Annotated in this window: 16 protein-coding genes; 7 read left to right on the top strand and 9 right to left on the bottom strand. The window is 60.6% G+C overall.

Annotation, left to right across the window (positions count from 1 at the left end):
• Genes PY650_RS05260 through PY650_RS05270 form a run of 3 tightly spaced genes read right to left on the bottom strand, consistent with a single transcriptional unit; the run spans position 1 to position 4,784 of the window.
• Positions 1–2,826: a DUF4159 domain-containing protein gene (locus tag PY650_RS05260; protein WP_285877991.1), complete on the bottom strand. Its 2,826-nt coding sequence runs from the start codon at positions 2,824–2,826 to the stop codon at positions 1–3.
• Positions 2,823–3,743 (bottom strand): DUF58 domain-containing protein, encoded by a 921-nt coding sequence (locus PY650_RS05265; protein ID WP_285877992.1) that lies wholly within the window; start codon positions 3,741–3,743, stop codon positions 2,823–2,825. Before PY650_RS05265 ends, PY650_RS05260 begins: the two co-directional genes overlap by 4 nt.
• A gap of 27 nt (positions 3,744–3,770) precedes the next feature.
• Positions 3,771–4,784 carry an AAA family ATPase gene (locus PY650_RS05270; protein ID WP_285877993.1) on the bottom strand — a complete coding sequence of 338 codons (1,014 nt, stop codon included), beginning with the start codon at positions 4,782–4,784 and terminating at the stop codon, positions 3,771–3,773.
• A gap of 168 nt (positions 4,785–4,952) precedes the next feature.
• Between PY650_RS05270 and PY650_RS05275 the strand changes: the two genes are divergently transcribed.
• Genes PY650_RS05275 through PY650_RS05285 form a run of 3 tightly spaced genes read left to right on the top strand, consistent with a single transcriptional unit; the run spans position 4,953 to position 7,461 of the window.
• The gene (locus tag PY650_RS05275) at positions 4,953–5,576 is read left to right on the top strand and encodes a DUF1285 domain-containing protein (RefSeq protein ID WP_285877994.1); all 624 of its coding nucleotides are present in this window, start codon (positions 4,953–4,955) and stop codon (positions 5,574–5,576) included.
• The gene (locus tag PY650_RS05280; protein WP_285877995.1) at positions 5,573–6,208 is read left to right on the top strand and encodes an NUDIX hydrolase; all 636 of its coding nucleotides are present in this window, start codon (positions 5,573–5,575) and stop codon (positions 6,206–6,208) included. Before PY650_RS05275 ends, PY650_RS05280 begins: the two co-directional genes overlap by 4 nt.
• The gene (locus tag PY650_RS05285; protein ID WP_285877996.1) at positions 6,205–7,461 is read left to right on the top strand and encodes a CCA tRNA nucleotidyltransferase; all 1,257 of its coding nucleotides are present in this window, start codon (positions 6,205–6,207) and stop codon (positions 7,459–7,461) included. The genes PY650_RS05280 and PY650_RS05285 overlap by 4 nt, the downstream gene beginning before the upstream one ends.
• A 16-nt stretch (positions 7,462–7,477) precedes the next feature.
• Here PY650_RS05285 and PY650_RS05290 read toward each other — a convergent pair whose 3' ends face one another.
• From PY650_RS05290 to hemF, 3 genes are all read right to left on the bottom strand, one after another.
• Positions 7,478–7,663, bottom strand: a complete 186-nt coding sequence (locus tag PY650_RS05290; protein WP_285877997.1) for a DUF1059 domain-containing protein — start codon at positions 7,661–7,663, stop codon at positions 7,478–7,480.
• 131 nt (positions 7,664–7,794) lie between these two features.
• Positions 7,795–8,073, bottom strand: coding sequence for a hypothetical protein (locus tag PY650_RS05295; RefSeq protein WP_285877998.1), 279 nt, complete (start codon positions 8,071–8,073; stop codon positions 7,795–7,797).
• Between the two features lie 94 nt (positions 8,074–8,167).
• Entirely contained in the window at positions 8,168–9,079 is a 912-nt protein-coding gene (gene hemF, locus PY650_RS05300) for an oxygen-dependent coproporphyrinogen oxidase (RefSeq protein ID WP_285877999.1), read from the bottom strand.
• Between the two features lie 169 nt (positions 9,080–9,248).
• On the opposite strand from hemF, the gene PY650_RS05305 reads away from it, so the two are divergent.
• Positions 9,249–9,509 carry a hypothetical protein gene (locus PY650_RS05305; protein ID WP_285878000.1) on the top strand — a complete coding sequence of 87 codons (261 nt, stop codon included), beginning with the start codon at positions 9,249–9,251 and terminating at the stop codon, positions 9,507–9,509.
• A gap of 115 nt (positions 9,510–9,624) precedes the next feature.
• Here the strand turns inward: PY650_RS05305 and PY650_RS05310 are convergent, their stop codons facing one another.
• The 3 genes from PY650_RS05310 to PY650_RS05320 form a co-directional block, all read right to left on the bottom strand.
• Positions 9,625–9,792 carry a hypothetical protein gene (locus PY650_RS05310; protein WP_285878125.1) on the bottom strand — a complete coding sequence of 56 codons (168 nt, stop codon included), beginning with the start codon at positions 9,790–9,792 and terminating at the stop codon, positions 9,625–9,627.
• 212 nt (positions 9,793–10,004) lie between these two features.
• Complete coding sequence (locus PY650_RS05315; protein WP_285878001.1) at positions 10,005–11,165, bottom strand: hypothetical protein; 1,161 nt, start codon at positions 11,163–11,165, stop codon at positions 10,005–10,007.
• A gap of 117 nt (positions 11,166–11,282) precedes the next feature.
• A complete protein-coding gene (locus PY650_RS05320) occupies positions 11,283–11,744 on the bottom strand; it encodes a tRNA (cytidine(34)-2'-O)-methyltransferase (protein WP_285878002.1) in 462 nt (153 codons plus the stop codon).
• Positions 11,745–12,138: 394 nt separating this feature from the next.
• Here PY650_RS05320 and PY650_RS05325 point away from each other — a divergent pair, with 394 nt between their 5' ends.
• From PY650_RS05325 to PY650_RS05335, 3 genes are all read left to right on the top strand, one after another.
• Entirely contained in the window at positions 12,139–13,992 is a 1,854-nt protein-coding gene (locus tag PY650_RS05325) for an ABC transporter ATP-binding protein (RefSeq protein WP_285878003.1), read from the top strand.
• 211 nt (positions 13,993–14,203) lie between these two features.
• Entirely contained in the window at positions 14,204–15,085 is an 882-nt protein-coding gene (locus tag PY650_RS05330; protein ID WP_285878004.1) for a protein-L-isoaspartate O-methyltransferase family protein, read from the top strand.
• Between the two features lie 111 nt (positions 15,086–15,196).
• Positions 15,197–17,053 (top strand): ABC transporter ATP-binding protein, encoded by a 1,857-nt coding sequence (locus PY650_RS05335; RefSeq protein WP_285878118.1) that lies wholly within the window; start codon positions 15,197–15,199, stop codon positions 17,051–17,053.
• The last annotated feature ends 47 nt before the right edge of the window (positions 17,054–17,100 follow it).

A 17,100-nucleotide genomic window follows, 5' to 3' on the forward strand; every position in this document is an offset into this window, starting at 1 on the left:
TCATTGCCCCAATCGTTCCAGGATGTCCGGAATATGTACCTGGTCGGACTTATAGTTGCCGGTCAGCATATACATCATGATGTTGACGCCGGTGCGGTAGGCATATTCTCGCTGCGTCTCATCGGGAGGCACCGTCGGTAGCAGCGGCGAGCCGTTGTCGTCGGTTGCCCAGGCGCCGGCGAAATCGTTACCGGTGATCATGATCGGGGTCACGCCGTCGGATGAGGAGACTGCATTGCTGTCGCCGCGCGTATCCTGCCGCGCTTCGATCCAGAGCGGGCTATCGGCGTAGCGGCCGGGAAAGCTCGACAGCAGATAGAAGGACTTCGTCAGCACATGTCCTGACGGCACAGGCTCCAGCGCCGGAATGTCGAGATTGGCAAGGATCGCCTGCAATCGCTGGCCGTTCGGGCTCGGTGTGGTGTTGTCGCCCATCGTGTCGATGGCATCGCGCGTATCGAAGAGAACCGTGCCGCCGTTGCGCATATAAGCGTCGATGCGGTTGATGGCATCGTTGGACGGCATCGGCGCGGTGGCGGAGATCGGCCAATAGATGATGGGATAGAAGGCGAGCTCGTCCTTGGTGAGATCCAGACCGACCGGTGGCCCCGGCTCCAATGTGGTGCGATAGGTCAGAAAATCAGAGAGGCCGGCAAGGCCACGCTCGGAAATATGGTCGACCTCGGATTCGCCGGTGACGACATAGGCAAGATGGGTCTTGTCGAGCCGCGAATATATGGTGTCGTCGCCGGGCTTGGAATCGTCAGCCCAACCGTTCGTCGGGTGCAGGAAGGCGCCAACAGAGATGGCAAGCAGCAGCATTGCGGCACCGCCCGCGATCGTCTTCGTTGATTTTCTGAGGCGCGGGAAGGCCCCATTCATGAAAAGCACGATTAGGCTGTCTGCCAGAAGCACCAGGAAGGCGAATATGAAAAGGATCGGTTTGGCCGACCAAGCCTCGCCGCCGATCAGACCCTCACGCGCAACCGACAGTCCCGCGGCGGTGGCATCCAGTGGCTTGAGCTCTGTGCCGTTAGGCAGGACGTTGAGTGCGCTAAAGCCTTCCTCCGAGCCGTAAAGGCCGGGCGGGTTATCGAAGGTGGCAGTGATCGCGCCTTTCTTGTTCGCATCGAGCGGACGTGCATTACCGGTTTCGCTGGTCAGCACGCCCTTGGCGTCCAGAAGCCGGAATGGGGGCAGGGCTTCACCGGTCCTCGGCCCGTTTTCGGTCGAGTTGACCCCGCCGGAACGAGAAAGCTGCACGATGCGGCGCAGCATCTCGACGAAGTCGCCCGAGATCGGCAGATCGGACCATTCGGGTTCGGCGCTGACATGGAACAGCACGATGCGGCCGGCCTGCATCTGCTTTTCAGTCACCAATGGTGTTCCGTCGGCAAGGCTTGCCCAGGTGCGTTCGGCAAGATCGGGCGTGGGCTCGGCCAGCACTTGCCGCTTGATCAGGACGTTGGTGGGCTTCGGCATACCGGCAAAGGGGCCGAAGGAGGGGAAATCGGAAAGTGGCTGCGGTTCGGCCCAGGAGAGTGCACCGCCAAAAGTGCGTTCGCCCTGGCGCATCGTCACCGGCACCAACGGGTCGTCGGCGGGAGCAGCGGCAAGGCGCGGCCCTGCGAAGCGCACCAGCGTGCCGCCGTTCTGGATCCACCGCTGCAGTGGCGCGTAGGTTTCCTGCGGCAGACGGCCGACATCGGCCATGATGATGACGGAAGGATTGCCAGAGAGCAGTTGGGGGATCGACTTCGCCAGATCCGCGCTGTTCGGCTGGACCAGATCGGCATAGGGCTGCAGGGCGCGCTGGATGTAATAGAGCGGCGACAGGATCGGCTGGAATTCGTCGGCGGCCTGCCCGGACAGCAGCGCCACGCGGCGGCGCTTGAAGCCGTCATCGAGCAGATGCACGGTGCCCGCGCTTGCGTAGCGGTCGATGCTGATGCGGGCAAAATCATTGCGCATCTCGAAGGGGGCCGCGATCGTGCCGGTGGCGACCGTCTGGCCGGCGCCGAAATTCAACGAGCCGGCTGCGATCGGCCGCCCTTGATTGTCCAGTGCGCTGAGCCCAAGCCGGAGCGGGTTGTTGCCGTTCAGCCGAGTGGCAGTGACAGTCATGTTGTCGGCGGCGTTTGCGGCGCCGGTGATTGCTAACACCTCGTCGCCGTCGCCTTCGATCAGGCGCAACTCGCTCGGCTCCATGGCCGAGAGCTGCTTTAGAATATCGTCGTTGTCCTTGCTTTGGACGCCGTCGGAGAGGAAGGCGATCGTGCCTGGCTTGGTGCCGTTCAAGGCAGACTTGATCGCCTGGACGGCGCGCTGGCGATCCGGCGGCAGCGGCCTTGCATTGGCCGCATGCAGCTTGTCGCGGGCGGCAGCCGCGGCACCCGGTGTCGTGTCGTTGCGCTGGTCCGCCGTAAAGGCGATGGAAACAGGGACGCCTTTGGCGTCGGCGTCGTCGATCAGCGCGTCGGCCGACTGCACGCGGCGATCCCAATCGGTCGCGCTCGCCCAGCTATTGTCGATGACGAGCACGAGGGGACCAGCGGTCGACAGCGTATTGGAGCGCGGATTGAACGTCGGGTTGGCGATCGCGAGGATAACGAGCGTGGCAAGCACCATGCGCAGCAGCGTCAACCACCACGGGCTGCGCGCCGGAGTTTCCTCGCGCTTCAGAATTCTTGCCAGAATACGCAGCGGCGGAAAGACTTCCGCTCTCGGATGTGGCGGCGTCAGGCGCAACAGCCACCAGATGGCTGGGAGCAGGATCAACGCGCCAAGGATCGCCGGGGAGGCGAAAGCGAAGGGGAGCGCGCTCATGGCTGCCCTCCAATTGCCGCTTTGGCCGGCATCCCCGAAAGATACATATGCACAGCGACCAGCGCTTCCGACGCCAGCCGGTCGGTACGGTGGCTTACGAAGGTCCAGCCGAGACGGCGCAGCGATTGGCCAAGATTTTCACGGCGGGCGAGGTAGGCGCGCCGATAATCTTCGCGCAGGTTTTCTGCACGGCCGGCTACCAGCTTCGATCCGTTTTCAGGATCGGTGAATTCGGTGCGGCCGCTATAGGGAAAGATTTCCTCAGCCGGGTCGGCTACCTCGACCACATGGCCGCGCAGTCCCCGGCGGGCAAGCGGGCCGATCCGGCCCATGACAGTATCGGCATCGTCCAGAAAATCGCCGATCAGCACGATGTCGCTCCACCCACGGATCATGGCGGTCTGCGGCAGGCCGCCTTCGAGCGGCGTGTGCATCAGCGCGGCCGCCAGGCGTTCGGCGGCATTGCGGGAAGAGACCGGCTCCATGACGCCGGGGCACCCGATACGTTCGCCGGAGCGGGCAAGGATGTCGGCCAGCGCCAGCATCAACACCAGCGCGCGGCCTTCCTTCGAGGCATGGCCGTAGGTCGATCTGTACATCATCGACGGCGACATGTCGGCCCAAAGCCAGATGGTATGAGCCGCTTCCCATTCGTGGTCGCGGATATAGGTATGGTCGTCGCGGGCCGAGCGGCGCCAATCGATACGAGACAGGCTCTCGCCCTCGGTATAGGGGCGGAACTGCCAGAAATTCTCGCCAATGCCGCGCTTGCGCCGGCCATGCCAGCCGGCAATAACCGTATTGGCGATGCGCTTGGCTTCGACAAGGCAATCCGGCACGAGTGCAGCACGGCTGCGGGCTCGGGAGAGGGCATCATTGCCTGGGGTCGGGCTGACGATCTGTCCGATGGATGCCACGCGCTATACTCTCCTTGACATCCTTGATTACGATCTTGACCGCTTAACCAGCCCCGCGATCACGTCGCGCACCGACATGCCTTCGGCGCGCGCCGCAAAAGTCAGCGCCATGCGATGTTCCAGCACCGGCTCGGCCAGCGCACGCACATCATCGAGCGACGGCGCAAGCCGGCCTTCATAAAGCGCACGGGCGCGGGCGCAGAGCATCATCGCCTGGCCGGCGCGCGGGCCAGGACCCCAGGAGACATGCTTGTCGGTCGCCTCATTGCCTTGGCCCGGGCGGGCAGAACGCACCAGCGACAGGATGGCATCGACAACGCCATCGCTGACCGGCATCTGGCGGATCAGCTTCTGGATTGCCATCAATCGCTCGGCGTCGATCACCGGATGCGGCGTCGCTTCACTGAGGCCCGTGGTTTCGAGCATGATCTTGCGTTCGTCGGCAAGCTCCGGATAACCGACGTCGACCTGCAGCAAGAAGCGGTCGAGCTGCGCCTCCGGCAGCGGATAGGTCCCTTCCTGCTCCAGGGGATTCTGGGTTGCCAGGACGTGGAACGGCGCGGGCAAATCATAACGCTGGCCGGCGATGGTGACGTGATATTCCTGCATCGACTGGAGCAGCGCCGACTGGGTGCGCGGTGAGGCACGGTTGATTTCGTCGGCCATCAGCAATTGGGCGAAAACCGGGCCCTTGACGAAACGGAAAGAACGGCGGCCGCTTTCATCCTGGTCCATGACTTCCGAACCCAGAATATCCGAAGGCATCAGGTCCGGCGTAAACTGCACGCGGTTAGCAGCAAGGCCGAGGACGGCCCCGAGCGTGGTCACCAGTTTGGTCTTGGCAAGGCCCGGCACGCCGACAAGCAGAGCATGGCCACCGGCCAGCACGGCAAGAAGCGTGTTCTCCACCACGCTCTCCTGGCCGAAAATGACCTTCGAGATCTCGGTACGAATGGAGGCGATATCGCTCAACGCTTGTTCTGCGGATGCGATGATGGCCTGGTCGTCGAGGCTCGTCTCGGTCGGTTTGATCATGCTCATTTGCATCTCCGGAGGCTAAAAAACGGTACGCGCGATTCGCAGACCTTACACATTTGCCCCATAATCAATACAACTTATCGCCATGAAGATGGCTGACAAGCGCGTTTCGAATGACTATCTCGTGAGAAATGGTCGTATCCGTAACTACGCACAAACCGGGACGGAAGAATGGCAACCGAAGAAATCAGGGGAGCGAGCGATGCGGCAAGTCTGGCCGCGCTGATTTCACGCGCGGCCGGCGATGCTGGTGGACGCAACAAAAACCTGCCGCCTGTCGACAGCTGGAATCCCCCGTTTTGCGGCGATATCGACATGGAGATCCGCGCCGACGGCACCTGGTTCTACATGGGAACGCCGATCGGCCGCGCGCCGTTGGTCAGGCTGTTTTCGACGGTGCTGCGCAAGGAGGCGGATCAAAAGACCTATCTCGTCACGCCAGTCGAAAAGGTCGGCATCCGCGTCGTCGACGCCCCTTTCATTGCGGTCGAGATGAGCGTGACCGCGCGCGACGGCAAGCGGGTGCTGACGTTCCGCACCAATGTCGGCGATGTCGTAGAGGCGGGCAGGGAGCATCCGATCCGCTTCATCATTCGCGGCGACAATGATGAGCTCAAACCCTATCTGCATGTTCGCGGCCGGCTGGAAGCGCTGGTGACGCGGGCGGTGATGTATGATCTCGTTGAACTCGGCGAGACCGTTGTGATAGCCGGGCGCGAGATGTTCTGCGTACGCTCGGGGGGCACGATCTTCCCGGTCATGCCGGTTGCCGAATTGGACGCCCTGACGCGATGAGCCAATATCCCCTTTATTCCGCCGCCGAATTCCGGCGCCGCGCGCAAAATCAAAGCGGCGGCCCGGTCGACCTTGCCTGGCGCGATCATGGCGACCACGCGCTCAATCCCGATAATATCTTGCACGTCGAGGGTCTGAAGCTGCGCGACGCTGCCGTGCTGGTGCCGGTGATAGACGACGGCGACGACGCCAATGTCATTTTCACGCTGCGCACCTCGACATTGCGCAAGCATTCCGGCCAAATCGCCTTTCCCGGCGGCGCTATCGATCCTGAAGATGCTTCGCCGGAAATGGCCGCGGTCCGTGAGGCCGGTGAAGAGATCGGATTGGCGGATGTTTTCATCGAGCCAGTGGCACGGCTGCCGTTTTATCTGGCTGCGACCGGTTTTCGCATCACGCCGATCCTTGCGGTGGTCAAGCCCGGGTTCGAACTGGCGCTTAATCCGACCGAGGTGGACGATGCTTTCCAAGTGCCGCTCTCCTTCCTGATGGATCCCGGTCATCATGCCACCGACACCATGGTCTGGAACGGGGTCGAGCGCCATTTCTATCGCATGCCTTATGGTGCGCGTATGATCTGGGGCATTACCGCCGGTATTGTCCGCACGCTCTATGAAAGGCTCTATTCATGACCTCTGTGGCCGGTCAGACCTGGTTCCAGGACGAAGCGCTGCAGCGGGTGCTTTCATTGTTGAATGCCGATGGCGGCGAGGGGCGTGTCGTCGGCGGAGCGGTGCGCAACAGCCTGTTGGGTCTTCCTGTTGCTGATATCGATATCGCCACGACGCTACCGCCCGAGACGGTCGTCCAAAGGGCAGTTGCCGCCGGCGTCAAGGCGGTGCCGACCGGCATCTCGCATGGGACAGTGACGCTGGTCGTCGATGGAAAACCTTTCGAAATCACTACCTTGCGGCGCGATGTTGAGACCGACGGCCGGCGGGCTCGGGTTGCCTTTAGCGATGATTGGCAGGCGGATGCCGAACGGCGCGATCTCACGATCAATGCGCTCTATGCTTCGTCCAATGGCGAGGTTGTCGACCTGGTGGGCGGGCTTGCCGATCTGGAGCGCCGCAATATCCGCTTCATCGGTGATGCGGCGACGCGGATTGCCGAGGATCATCTGCGGATCCTGCGCTTCTTCCGCTTTTTCGCCTATTACGGCAGCGGCAGACCGGATGCGGACGGTTTGCGCGCCTGCGCGGCGGCGCGCTCGAAAATCTTGATGCTTTCGGCGGAGCGTGTCTGGTCGGAGATGAAGAAGCTGTTGACGGCTAAAGATCCCGGCCGCGCTCTGCTCTGGATGCGACAGGTCGGAATTTTGACCGAGGTGCTGCCGGAGACTGAGAAGTGGGGTATCGATGCCATCCCGGCGCTTGTCGCCACGGAACAAGCCCTTGGCTGGTCGCCCGATCCACTGCTGCGGTTGGCGGCCATCGTGCCGCCGGATGCCAAAAGATTGGCAAAGCTCGCCGAACGGCTGCGGCTGTCGAAGGTCGAAGCGAGCTATTTGCAGGACTGGGCGGATGCGCCAGGTATCAAGGACGATCAGTCGCAAGCAGCCTTCGATCGCTTGCTTTATCGCTATGGTCCGATTGGAATCGGCGCGCGGTTGAGGCTTGCGCTTGCCATCGCGCGAGGCAAGGCGGAAGGCGATTTCAAGGAGATGGCTCGCACTGCGCGGCTCAGCAATTTGCTTGAGCGGACGATGCGCTGGAAGAAACCCGTCTTTCCAATCAATGGCGCAGACGCTCTTGCTGCGGGGCTCAGCGCAGGGCCTCGGGTCGGCGATATCCTCGGCAGGCTCGAACAACAATGGCTCGACAGCAACTTCGCCCTGACCCGCGCTGCGCTTCTCGCCCGGCTCAGGGAATTGATCGACACCTGATGGTTGTCGTCGGCAATCAGGCGGCGTTCGCTTCGTCGCGAATGCGGGCCTTGATATTGTCGATCATGTTTTCGCGGATGATGGTCTCGCCATGGGTGTTACGCATGTGCTCGACGGCACGGCGAACAATTTCGGCATCGTCGTTAGCGCGGGTGTGCCAGTCGCAGCCGGGAACGAGCGTACCACATTCGAACAGTCGCATATCTGCCTCCTTATATTTCGACGCCACGAAATCTTCATGACAAACGGCATGAAGGTCAAAACGCAAAAGATGGGGAAAGGTTTCGGTTGTCCGGCAGGGCCTCCACCCTGCCGGACGATGCTCTCCGGATGTCAATCCGGCATAGCCCAGGATTTGAAGCAATCCGAAGATTGATACTTCGGAATGGGCGCTTGTTTTGACGGACGGTCGGACACCAGGCGAGCGACATCGCCTGGAGACTTGCCGGCCAACTGCATTCTGACCTGCTGTATGAAGCAGGTGAGTGGCAGATCGGACCCGCTTCTGATCCTCATATCCTCAGCCAACCGGACTACGAACTCCGGCGTATCGACTGCCCGCGAAAGCTTCTTTTCATTCGCGGCTTCTGCCACTTGTTTTTGTACTGCCATTACAACCTCCTCCGATTGAAACGAGCATTACCTAACCTCGGTACTCCTCCTAACTATTTTATATAAGCTTTTTCTGATTGTTTACGCCAGTGCTCTATGGCCAACGCACGACGGGTGGCAAGGACGATAAGATCGACTCTACGTTTCCGCCCGTCTTTAGCCCGAATATTGTACCCCGATCGTAAAGCAAATTGAACTCCACATAGCGCCCGCGACGAATTAATTGTTCGTCACGATCCTCCTCTGACCATACGTCATTGAAATTCGAACGCACGATCCGGGGATAGACCATGGAAAATGCGCGCCCGACATCGCGCGTGAAGGCGAAATCGGCATCCCAGCCGCCTGCCTCCTCTCCGGAATGCAGCCAGTCGAAGAAAATTCCGCCGATGCCGCGCGGTTCGTTGCGATGCTTCAAATAGAAGTATTCGTCGCACCATGTCCTGTAGCGCTGGTAGTCTGCAACCGAGTGGCGATCGCATACGATCTGCATCGCGCGATGAAAGAGGACGCTGTCGGCTTCCTCCTGGGTGCGCCGCCGGTTGAGCATCGGCGTCAGGTCGGCGCCGCCGCCGAACCAATGGCTGGTCGTGACCACCATGCGGGTGTTCATATGCACGGTCGGCACATTCGGATTGACGGGATGGGCAATCAGCGACAGGCCCGAGGCCCAGAAACGCGGATCTTCTTCGGCCCCCGGAATCTGGCTGCGGAAATCGGGCGAGAATTCGCCGTAAACGGTGGAGGTGTGGACGCCGACCTTTTCGAAAACGCGGCCCTCCATGATCGACATGCGACCGCCACCGCCTTGGCCGTTCTCTCTCAGCCAATCCTTGGCGAAGAAACGTCCCGGCTCCTGATCGGAAAGGGGCCCGGTGAGCTCGTCCTCCAACTGCTCGAACTGGGCGCAGATCGCGTCGCGCAGGCTTTCAAACCAGCCCTTGGCGGCTTCCTTCTTCTCTTCGATGTCCTCGGGTAGGCCCTTGGGAAGTTCCGGTCGTTCCATGCATGCTCTCCGGCGTTGCGGGCCGCTAGACGCCCGCGATTCGCGTACTATCGATTCTCGTTTTGAATATCAGCAACATCGCACCCTAACCAGCGTCTAGGTCCATCGGGAAAATCGACTCGCAAATTGCCAAATGCGGTATTATCTTCCCTCTCAAAGGCGAGGTTTCATGATGAAAATACCCGGACCGCCGCCCCTTGACGGGTTGAGACGCAGAATATCACGCTACCGGCAGGAAAAGCCCTCCGGCGGCAGAGGTGATTTTGTTCGCGAGACCTTTTGCCTCAGTCGCCCGGAAGCGCGCGCCAAGGCGCGCGAGTGGTTCGACGAATTTCCGAAAGCCGCCTATTGGACGGAAGTCGAAAGCTGGCGGCAGGTCGACGGCGATCGCATCGAATTCACCATGCGGCGCCTGCCGTCGGCGGATTGAAACGACGCACGTCTTCAAGCGGTCGAACGCCTGCAGTCGATCATCCACGGCACGCCAAATTTGTCGACCAGCATGCCGAAACGCTCCGCCCAGAACGTTTCGCCAACCGGCATTGTCACCGTGCCGAGATGAAGGAGCGAAGCCTGCCACGCGTACCGCTGGCAAGGCCGGTTCTGAGCTTGGCACCAAAGGCGTGCGATACCCCATCCTTGACCTGCGCAAGGCCGAACAGCAACATGGCTATGGCCCCGAACAGATTGATCATGACGACGGTGGATTCCATTTCGTCTTTTTATGTCTTTCTCATGCTGCCATGTTTTCAAAGATTATCAGAAATCGAGCGGAAATTACTGAAAAAATACGGATTTCAGTATTTTGACCGTCCGGATGAATCGCGGCAATTTCAGTTGCCGGCTAAAGATTATACGCTTGCGACGGGCCGTGGTCCGACACTGCGAGCGACATATTGGGACAATATTTGCGCAGTGCCTGATTTTAGTGCGGTTTCGGAGGCTGCCGCTCACCGGAGACGCCGGGTCGGATGGGCGGGATGTCAGGCATCTTTCTTTCAGAGAAAGCCTCTTTGACATTCTTGACCGTTGCCGGCCGTCGCGTCGGCCGCTCCGAGGGCGAGGGGGCCGCGGTTTCGGTCGTTGCTGCAACCGATGCCTCGGTCACGACGTGCAACGCCGGTGCCTCCTGGGTGTTTTCGGAAGTCGAGGCAGTGGCCAAAATCTCTTTGAGCACGGCAGTCACCGGCAGATGGCCGTTCAAATCGGTGTTGGTGTGATGCCAGGCATGTGGGACGCGCTGATTGGCCGAAATGAATGGTCGGGAGTTCATCTCGCCGAACCAGTCCCATTCGCCGATGACATCGATCACATCCGAAAAAGAAGGCGGCATAGCGATGCGGGTACCGATGGTGACGATCTTCACAGTCTTCGCCAATTGCGCTGCCCGGGCTTCGTCCTCCTTGCAGAGATCGTGAAGGGCAGCCGAAATCACCAGATTGCCTTTGGAGTGGCCGGCAAGCAGGCGGAAGGAGAGGCGCGGGTCGCCAAGAAGCGCGCGCACCGTCCTAGTGTCGAGGCTGGCGCGGGCGGCCGTCTCACCGCCATTCGTGTCGGCGACGCCGAATTGAGGTCGTCCGGCAAGATCGTCCAGCATTTCGAGAACAGGCCGCAGGCCTTTCAAGTGGCCGAAGAAGAAATGGCCGCCGAAGGCCTCGGTGATGATGTCGGCCAGACCATATCCGGAGACGACGACGGCAACCGGCGCGCCGATCGCGTCTGCGACATTGCGGGCGAAGGCGGCCGCACCGAGAGCCGATCCGCCGATGCCGGCGGCGGTCAGCGCCTGCGCCTTCTGGCCGCCGCGCAGTACGAACTCTTCCAGCGTTTCGCAAAGGGTAAGCTTGGCACCGCCGCTCGGTGGCACGAGCATGATCGAGCCTTCGGCCGCGAGCGATCCGCTGATGTAGAAGGCCTCTTCCGGGCTTATGACCTTGACGTCGTAAAACAGGGCGTCGAGCGCGGTGTTGCGCTGGCGAAGGGCTTCCAGGGTGAGATTGCGCACCGGTGAGCGTTGCAGGCGTTCCGGTAAGCTCAGGGTGCGAGCGAGTTGAGTAAGGGTGAGGGTGAAGGCGGTCTGGAACATGGGGTCACCTCGCCAGGGCTGCCGTTAGGTAAAGCATTTCCAATTCGAAGCTTCTCATACTTTAGCGGGCATGCCAACGGCAATTGGCCGCCGCCGCACCCAGATTTGCCGCGACATTTACGACCAGTTTGTCTGCCGCAGTGCCTCGCCCGATATCATCGCAGCCGACATGGCGACATTGATGGAGCGCTGACCGGCGACCATCGGGATCAGGATGCGGCCATCGGCTTTTTCATGCACATGATCGGGTACGCCGGCGCTCTCGCGACCGAAGAGCAGTATGTCGTCCTTCCGGAAGGAAAAGTCCGTGTAGCGTTCGGCGGCCTTGGTGGAGGCGAGCACCAGCCGCCGCGAGCTTTGCGCCCGCCAAGCCTCGAAACGTTCCCAGTTGACATGCCGCGTGAGCGTGACTGCGGCAAGATAATCCATGCCGGCGCGCTTGAGGTTGCGATCCGATATGTCGAAGCCGGCCGGCTCGATGATATCGACGCCAAGGCCGAGGCAGGCGGCGAGCCGGAGGATCGTGCCGGTGTTGCCCGGTATATCGGGTTGGTAGAGGGCGATGCGCAGCGAGGTCATGTCCTGCAACTAGCGAAATTGTTGTCGGTTGTCTTCGCCTTTTGTTTAATCCCCGCGTTTCCGTGATATCTCCATCAGCAGAATTAAAGATTTTAGGCGCGTATGCGGGCACATTTCACTTTCCAAAGCGACCGATGCACGGTAAAAGGGAACCGCTCTACAACTTGTGACAGAGGAGGCTCTGATGAATATCTTATTTGTGATGATGCGCCTCCCGGCCATGACCCGACGGCTATGACCCAGGCGCTCTAACGCGCATTTTCGCGAGCTTCCCCTTTTCGATTCATTTCGCGGCCGGTATGGCCTCGTTCTTTCATCGCCCGGCCACCATATCAGTCTGCGATCCCTTAAGACGCAGAAGCGGTGCCGAAGGGTCGAGTCTTTGGAGCATTTCATGTTTGGCTGGTTCGAACAGCGACTAAACCCCTTTCCGAGCGAAGTGCCGGACGTTCCGCCGCGGGGTCTCTTTGCCTTCTGCTGGCATTACACCAAGCCAGCCGCGCCTTGGCTGATCGCCATGTCCGTTCTCACCATGCTGATTGCCGTCGGCGAAGTGGCGCTGTTCCAGTTCCTCGGCGCTATCGTCGACTGGCTGTCGCATGCGGACAAGGCGACGTTCTTGCATACGCAGTGGCAAAGGCTCTTCTGGATGGGCGCAATGGTGCTGGTCGGCCTGCCGCTGGCGGCCGTGCTCGATTCCATCATCATGCATCAGGTGTTGCTCGGCAATTATCCGATGATTGCCCGCTGGCAGATGCATCGTTTCCTGCTGCGCCACAGCATGACCTTCTTCGCCAACGAGTTCGCCGGCCGCGTGGCGACCAAGGTGATGCAGACCTCGCTTGCCGTGCGCGAAGCGGTGATGAAGATCCTCGACGTCTTCGTCTATGTCGTCACCTATTTCCTGTCGATGATCCTGGTCATTGCTGCGGCCGACTGGCGGCTGATGCTGCCGATAGTGGCGTGGCTTTCGATCTATATCGGCATCGTCAGCTATTTCGTGCCGCGACTGCGCAAGATCGCAGCCGCTCAGGCGGATGCGCGCTCGACGATGACAGGTCGGGTGGTCGACAGCTACACGAACATCGCGACCGTGAAGCTGTTTTCGCATGCGGGCCGCGAAGAGGGCTATGCCAAGGCCGGCATGAGCGAATTCCTGCAAACCGTCTACGGGCAAATGCGTAAGGTGACGCTGTTCTACATCGCCGTCTACGTCAACAACTGTGTGGCGTTGTTCGTCATCTCGGCGCTGTCGATCTGGTTCTGGCTAAGCGGTTCGATCTCGGTCGGCGCCATCGCAATCGCCATCGGGCTTGCCATGCGCGTCAACGGCATGTCGCAATGGATCATGTGGGAAGTCTCGGCGCTGTTCGAGAACATCGGCACGATCTATGACGGCATCGAGATGCTGACGAAGCCGCATGATATTGTCGACGTTCCGGCGGCACCGGCGATCACCGCCAGGCAGGGCGCGATCCACTTCGATCACGTCCGCTTCCACTACGGGAAGGCTAAGGGTGTCATCGACAACTTGACCTTCGATATCAAAGCCGGCGAGAAGGTCGGTCTGGTCGGCCGCTCCGGCGCCGGCAAGACGACGCTGATGAACCTGATGCTTCGTTTCTACGATCTCGAGAGCGGACGCATCACCATCGACGGTCAGGATATCGCCAAGGTGACGCAAGACAGCCTGCGCTCGCTGATCGGTGTGGTGACGCAGGATACGTCCCTCTTGCACCGCTCGATCCGCGACAACATTGCCTATGGTCATCCGGAAGCGACCGATGCGGAGGTAATCCAGGCGGCCAAGCGCGCCAATGCCTGGGAGTTCATCGAAGGGCTTTCCGACATGCAGGGTCGCAAGGGGCTCGACGCTCAGGTCGGTGAGCGCGGCGTCAAGCTCTCCGGCGGCCAGCGACAGCGCATCGCGATTGCCCGCGTCTTCCTGAAGGACGCGCCGATCCTGGTGCTGGACGAGGCGACCTCGGCGCTCGATTCCGAAGTGGAAGCGGCGATCCAGGAAAACCTCTTCGCACTGATGCAGGGCAAGACAGTGATCGCCATAGCCCACAGGCTGTCGACATTGACGGAAATGGACCGCCTCATCGTCCTCGATAAGGGTCGCATCATCGAGACGGGCACACATCACGATCTGGTCCAGCGTAGCGGCATCTATGCGGACCTCTGGAACCGGCAGTCCGGCGGGTTCCTCGCCGACCACGAAGAGGCCGAGGCGGCGGCGGAATGAAAGGGGGCGGGCTTCAGGCTCGCCCCCTAACGGAAATTGGAAGCCAAGCATAAATCTATGCCGAATTCGCTGTGGCTTGGATTCTGAGATGGTTTTCCTTGCCGGAGATATCGTCGTGAGGCATCCTGCGCTCTCAACTAGTGCGGAATGGAGAATCCAGGCGATACAACCGTTGGCCTGGTGGTTCTGAAATCGTGAGGAGAGGTGCTCAATGGTTAGGACATCTGGTGTCGTGCTGGAAGAGGTCCGTCAATTTCACGCACAGATGATGGCGGCGGCCACGGGCTTGCTGGATGAGCGGTTCGAGCGCATTTTCGAGCTTGTGCCCCGCGAAGCCTTCCTTGGCCCAGGTCCTTGGCAAATTGCTGTTCAGCCTTGGAAGACGTCTTATCGCCGGCGCTATATCGAAACGCCGAGCGACGATCCGGTGCATGTTAATCAGAACGTGCTTGTAGCGCTGGATCGGGCGAAGGGCATCAACAATGGCGAGCCCATGTTGCATGCAGCCTTTCTCGGCAGCGTCAATCCGCAAGGTGGAGAAGTGGTGACCCATATCGGAGCGGGCACCGGTTACTACACTGCGATCCTCTCGATGCTGACGCTTCCAAATGGCCGCGTACATGCCTTCGAGATCGACGAACGTCTTTTTGGGCGGGCGCTCGAAAACCTTATCCCCTTCGAGGGTGTTTCGGTCACCCATGGTGATGCTACTTTGTTGGCGTTGCCACCCTCCGACCTGATTTACGTGAACGCCGGCGTGGTGGCCCCGCCCGCGCACTGGTTGGAAGCCTTGCGACCAGGCGGTCGGATGATTTTTCCCTGGCGTCCGAGCGAGGACGTTGCCTTCGCCATGCTGATCACTCGGGGTCAAACCGCATTCTCCGCCCAGCCGTTGATGCCGGCTTGGTTTATTCCATGTATTGGCGCAAGCGACCCTCAGCAGGGCCTTAAGGTGCCCGATCGCGCCAGCGCACAAACCATACGTTCCGTCTGGCTGACGAAAGACCGCGACCCAGACGACAGCGCAATCGCGATTTTCCGCGACGTCTGGTTCTCGGACCAAGCCGTTACACCGGTCGCAGTTGTTGGATAGCTCCTTTCTTGGGCTCCTTTCTTGGGCTCACCTCAAACATCACAAAAAATATAGCTTTTCACGACCGCCACTTTCCTTTGCACCCCAGGTAAAACTTCCTATATGGCGGGGATGCTGATCCGCTCCGTCTACCGCCTATTCGAAACCTGGATCGATCCCTATTATCGCACCGGCGACCTTCGTCCGCCGCGGTCGCTTTGGGCTTTCATCTGGTATTATGTCGGTCAGGCGAAAGGACCGTTTCTGGCGATGGCGGCACTTGGCGGTGCGGTCGCGGTGCTGGAGGCGGCGCTGTTCTGGTTCGTGGGGCATCTCGTCGACATACTGGATAAAGTACAGCCGGGGGCAGGCTGGGCAGGATTGCTTTCCGGCCACGGCGGCGCGCTGCTCGGGATGGTTTTCGTCGTGCTGGTCGTCCGCTTCGTGGTAGTCAGCCTCGGTGCCCTGGTCGAGGAGCAGGTGGTCGTACCCGGCTTTCTCAACCTCGTGCGCTGGCAGGCCTATATGCACGTCGCGCGCCAGTCGGTGAGCTTCTTCCAAAATGACTTCTCCGGCCGGATCGTTACCAAGGTCTGGGCGGCGGGGCAGTCGACGGGCGATCTCGTCGTGTCGCTGCTGCAGGTGGTCTGGTTCATCATTATCTATGCGGCCTCGACCATAGCGCTGGTCTGCGGGCTAGATCGGCGCCTGGCGCTGGTGATCGCGGTCTGGATCGGCATCTTCTCTCTGCTCGCTCGCTATTTCGTGCCGCGCATCCGACGCCATGCGCGCAACGCCGCCGAGGCGTCGTCAATGTTGAACGGCCGCATGGTCGATGCCTATGCCAATATCCAGACGCTGAAACTCTTCGGCCGGGAGGAGCAGAACGACGACTATATCCGCAAAGGCTTCGATCGCTTCCAGGCCGCTGTCATGCCGTTCACGCGGCTCCTGACCGGTGTGCGTTCGTCGCTGGCGCTGTTGTCGGGCGTGATGATCACGACGATCGCGGCACTTGCCATCCATCTCTGGCTCGCCGGTCAGATTTCCACCGGCGGCGTTGCCTTCACGCTTAGCATGGTATTGCGGCTCAACATGTTGTTCGGTCGCATGATGGCGCAGTTCAATGCCATCATGCGCAATCTCGGCACGATCCAGAATTCCGCCGAGATGATCTCCGAGCCGATTGGCCTTGTCGATCAGACGGGCGCCAGGGATCTGCAGATCGTCCGTCCGGAAATCCGCTTCGAGCATGTGGCCTTCCACTATGGTCGCGGCAGCGGTGTCATAGATGATTTTTCGTTGACCGTCCGTGCCGGCGAGAAGGTCGGCATTGTCGGTCGCTCCGGTGCCGGCAAGACGACGCTCGTCAATCTGCTTCTGCGCTTTTACGATCTTGAAGGCGGCCGCATCCTGATCGATGGACAGGATATCGCCGCTGTCCGCCAGGAGAGCCTGCGTGGCGAGATCGGCATGGTGACGCAGGACACAGCGCTGCTCAATCGTTCCATCCGCGACAACGTCCTTTTCGGTCGCCCGAAGGCGAGCGAGGAGCAGATGACGCAGGCGACGCGGCGGGCGGAGGCGGATGAGTTCATCATGACGCTGGAGGATCAGAAGGGCCGCAAGGGCTATGCCGCCCATGTCGGCGAGCGCGGCGTCAAATTGTCCGGCGGCCAGCGCCAGCGTATCGCGATTGCCCGCGTCATGCTGAAGGATGCGCCGATCCTGGTGCTCGACGAGGCAACCTCGGCACTGGATTCGGAGGTTGAGGCGGCGCTCCAGTCCAATCTCGAAACATTGATGGAAGGCAAGACGGTGCTTGCGATCGCACATCGCCTGTCGACGATCGCCAAGCTCGACCGCCTGATCGTCATCGACAAGGGCAGGATCATCGAAGTCGGCACCCATGACGAGCTTATTGCCCGCGGCGGCCTCTATTCCGAGCTATGGGCGCGCCAGTCCGGCGGCTTCATCGCAGCCGAATAGCGCCGTCACCTTATATACCGGTGGCGTTGCGATAATCTCATGCAAAA

Source organism: Martinezella calliandrae (assembly GCF_030272695.1).
GTDB classification, from domain to species: domain Bacteria; phylum Pseudomonadota; class Alphaproteobacteria; order Rhizobiales; family Rhizobiaceae; genus Rhizobium; species Rhizobium calliandrae.

What these genes read in the sequence shown, in the direction of transcription:
- PY650_RS05260 (WP_285877991.1), bottom strand. Translation starts at nt 2,826, where the DNA reads ATGAGCGCGCTCCCCTTCGCTTTCGCCTCCCCGGCGATCCTTGGCGCG.
- PY650_RS05270 (WP_285877993.1), bottom strand. Translation starts at nt 4,784, where the DNA reads ATGAGCATGATCAAACCGACCGAGACGAGCCTCGACGACCAGGCCATC.
- PY650_RS05275 (WP_285877994.1), top strand. Translation starts at nt 4,953, where the DNA reads ATGGCAACCGAAGAAATCAGGGGAGCGAGCGATGCGGCAAGTCTGGCC.
- PY650_RS05280 (WP_285877995.1), top strand. Translation starts at nt 5,573, where the DNA reads ATGAGCCAATATCCCCTTTATTCCGCCGCCGAATTCCGGCGCCGCGCG.
- PY650_RS05285 (WP_285877996.1), top strand. Translation starts at nt 6,205, where the DNA reads ATGACCTCTGTGGCCGGTCAGACCTGGTTCCAGGACGAAGCGCTGCAG.
- PY650_RS05290 (WP_285877997.1), bottom strand. Translation starts at nt 7,663, where the DNA reads ATGCGACTGTTCGAATGTGGTACGCTCGTTCCCGGCTGCGACTGGCAC.
- PY650_RS05295 (WP_285877998.1), bottom strand. Translation starts at nt 8,073, where the DNA reads ATGGCAGTACAAAAACAAGTGGCAGAAGCCGCGAATGAAAAGAAGCTT.
- hemF (WP_285877999.1), bottom strand. Translation starts at nt 9,079, where the DNA reads ATGGAACGACCGGAACTTCCCAAGGGCCTACCCGAGGACATCGAAGAG.
- PY650_RS05305 (WP_285878000.1), top strand. Translation starts at nt 9,249, where the DNA reads ATGATGAAAATACCCGGACCGCCGCCCCTTGACGGGTTGAGACGCAGA.
- PY650_RS05310 (WP_285878125.1), bottom strand. Translation starts at nt 9,792, where the DNA reads ATGGAATCCACCGTCGTCATGATCAATCTGTTCGGGGCCATAGCCATG.
- PY650_RS05315 (WP_285878001.1), bottom strand. Translation starts at nt 11,165, where the DNA reads ATGTTCCAGACCGCCTTCACCCTCACCCTTACTCAACTCGCTCGCACC.
- PY650_RS05320 (WP_285878002.1), bottom strand. Translation starts at nt 11,744, where the DNA reads ATGACCTCGCTGCGCATCGCCCTCTACCAACCCGATATACCGGGCAAC.
- PY650_RS05325 (WP_285878003.1), top strand. Translation starts at nt 12,139, where the DNA reads ATGTTTGGCTGGTTCGAACAGCGACTAAACCCCTTTCCGAGCGAAGTG.
- PY650_RS05330 (WP_285878004.1), top strand. Translation starts at nt 14,204, where the DNA reads ATGGTTAGGACATCTGGTGTCGTGCTGGAAGAGGTCCGTCAATTTCAC.
- PY650_RS05335 (WP_285878118.1), top strand. Translation starts at nt 15,197, where the DNA reads ATGCTGATCCGCTCCGTCTACCGCCTATTCGAAACCTGGATCGATCCC.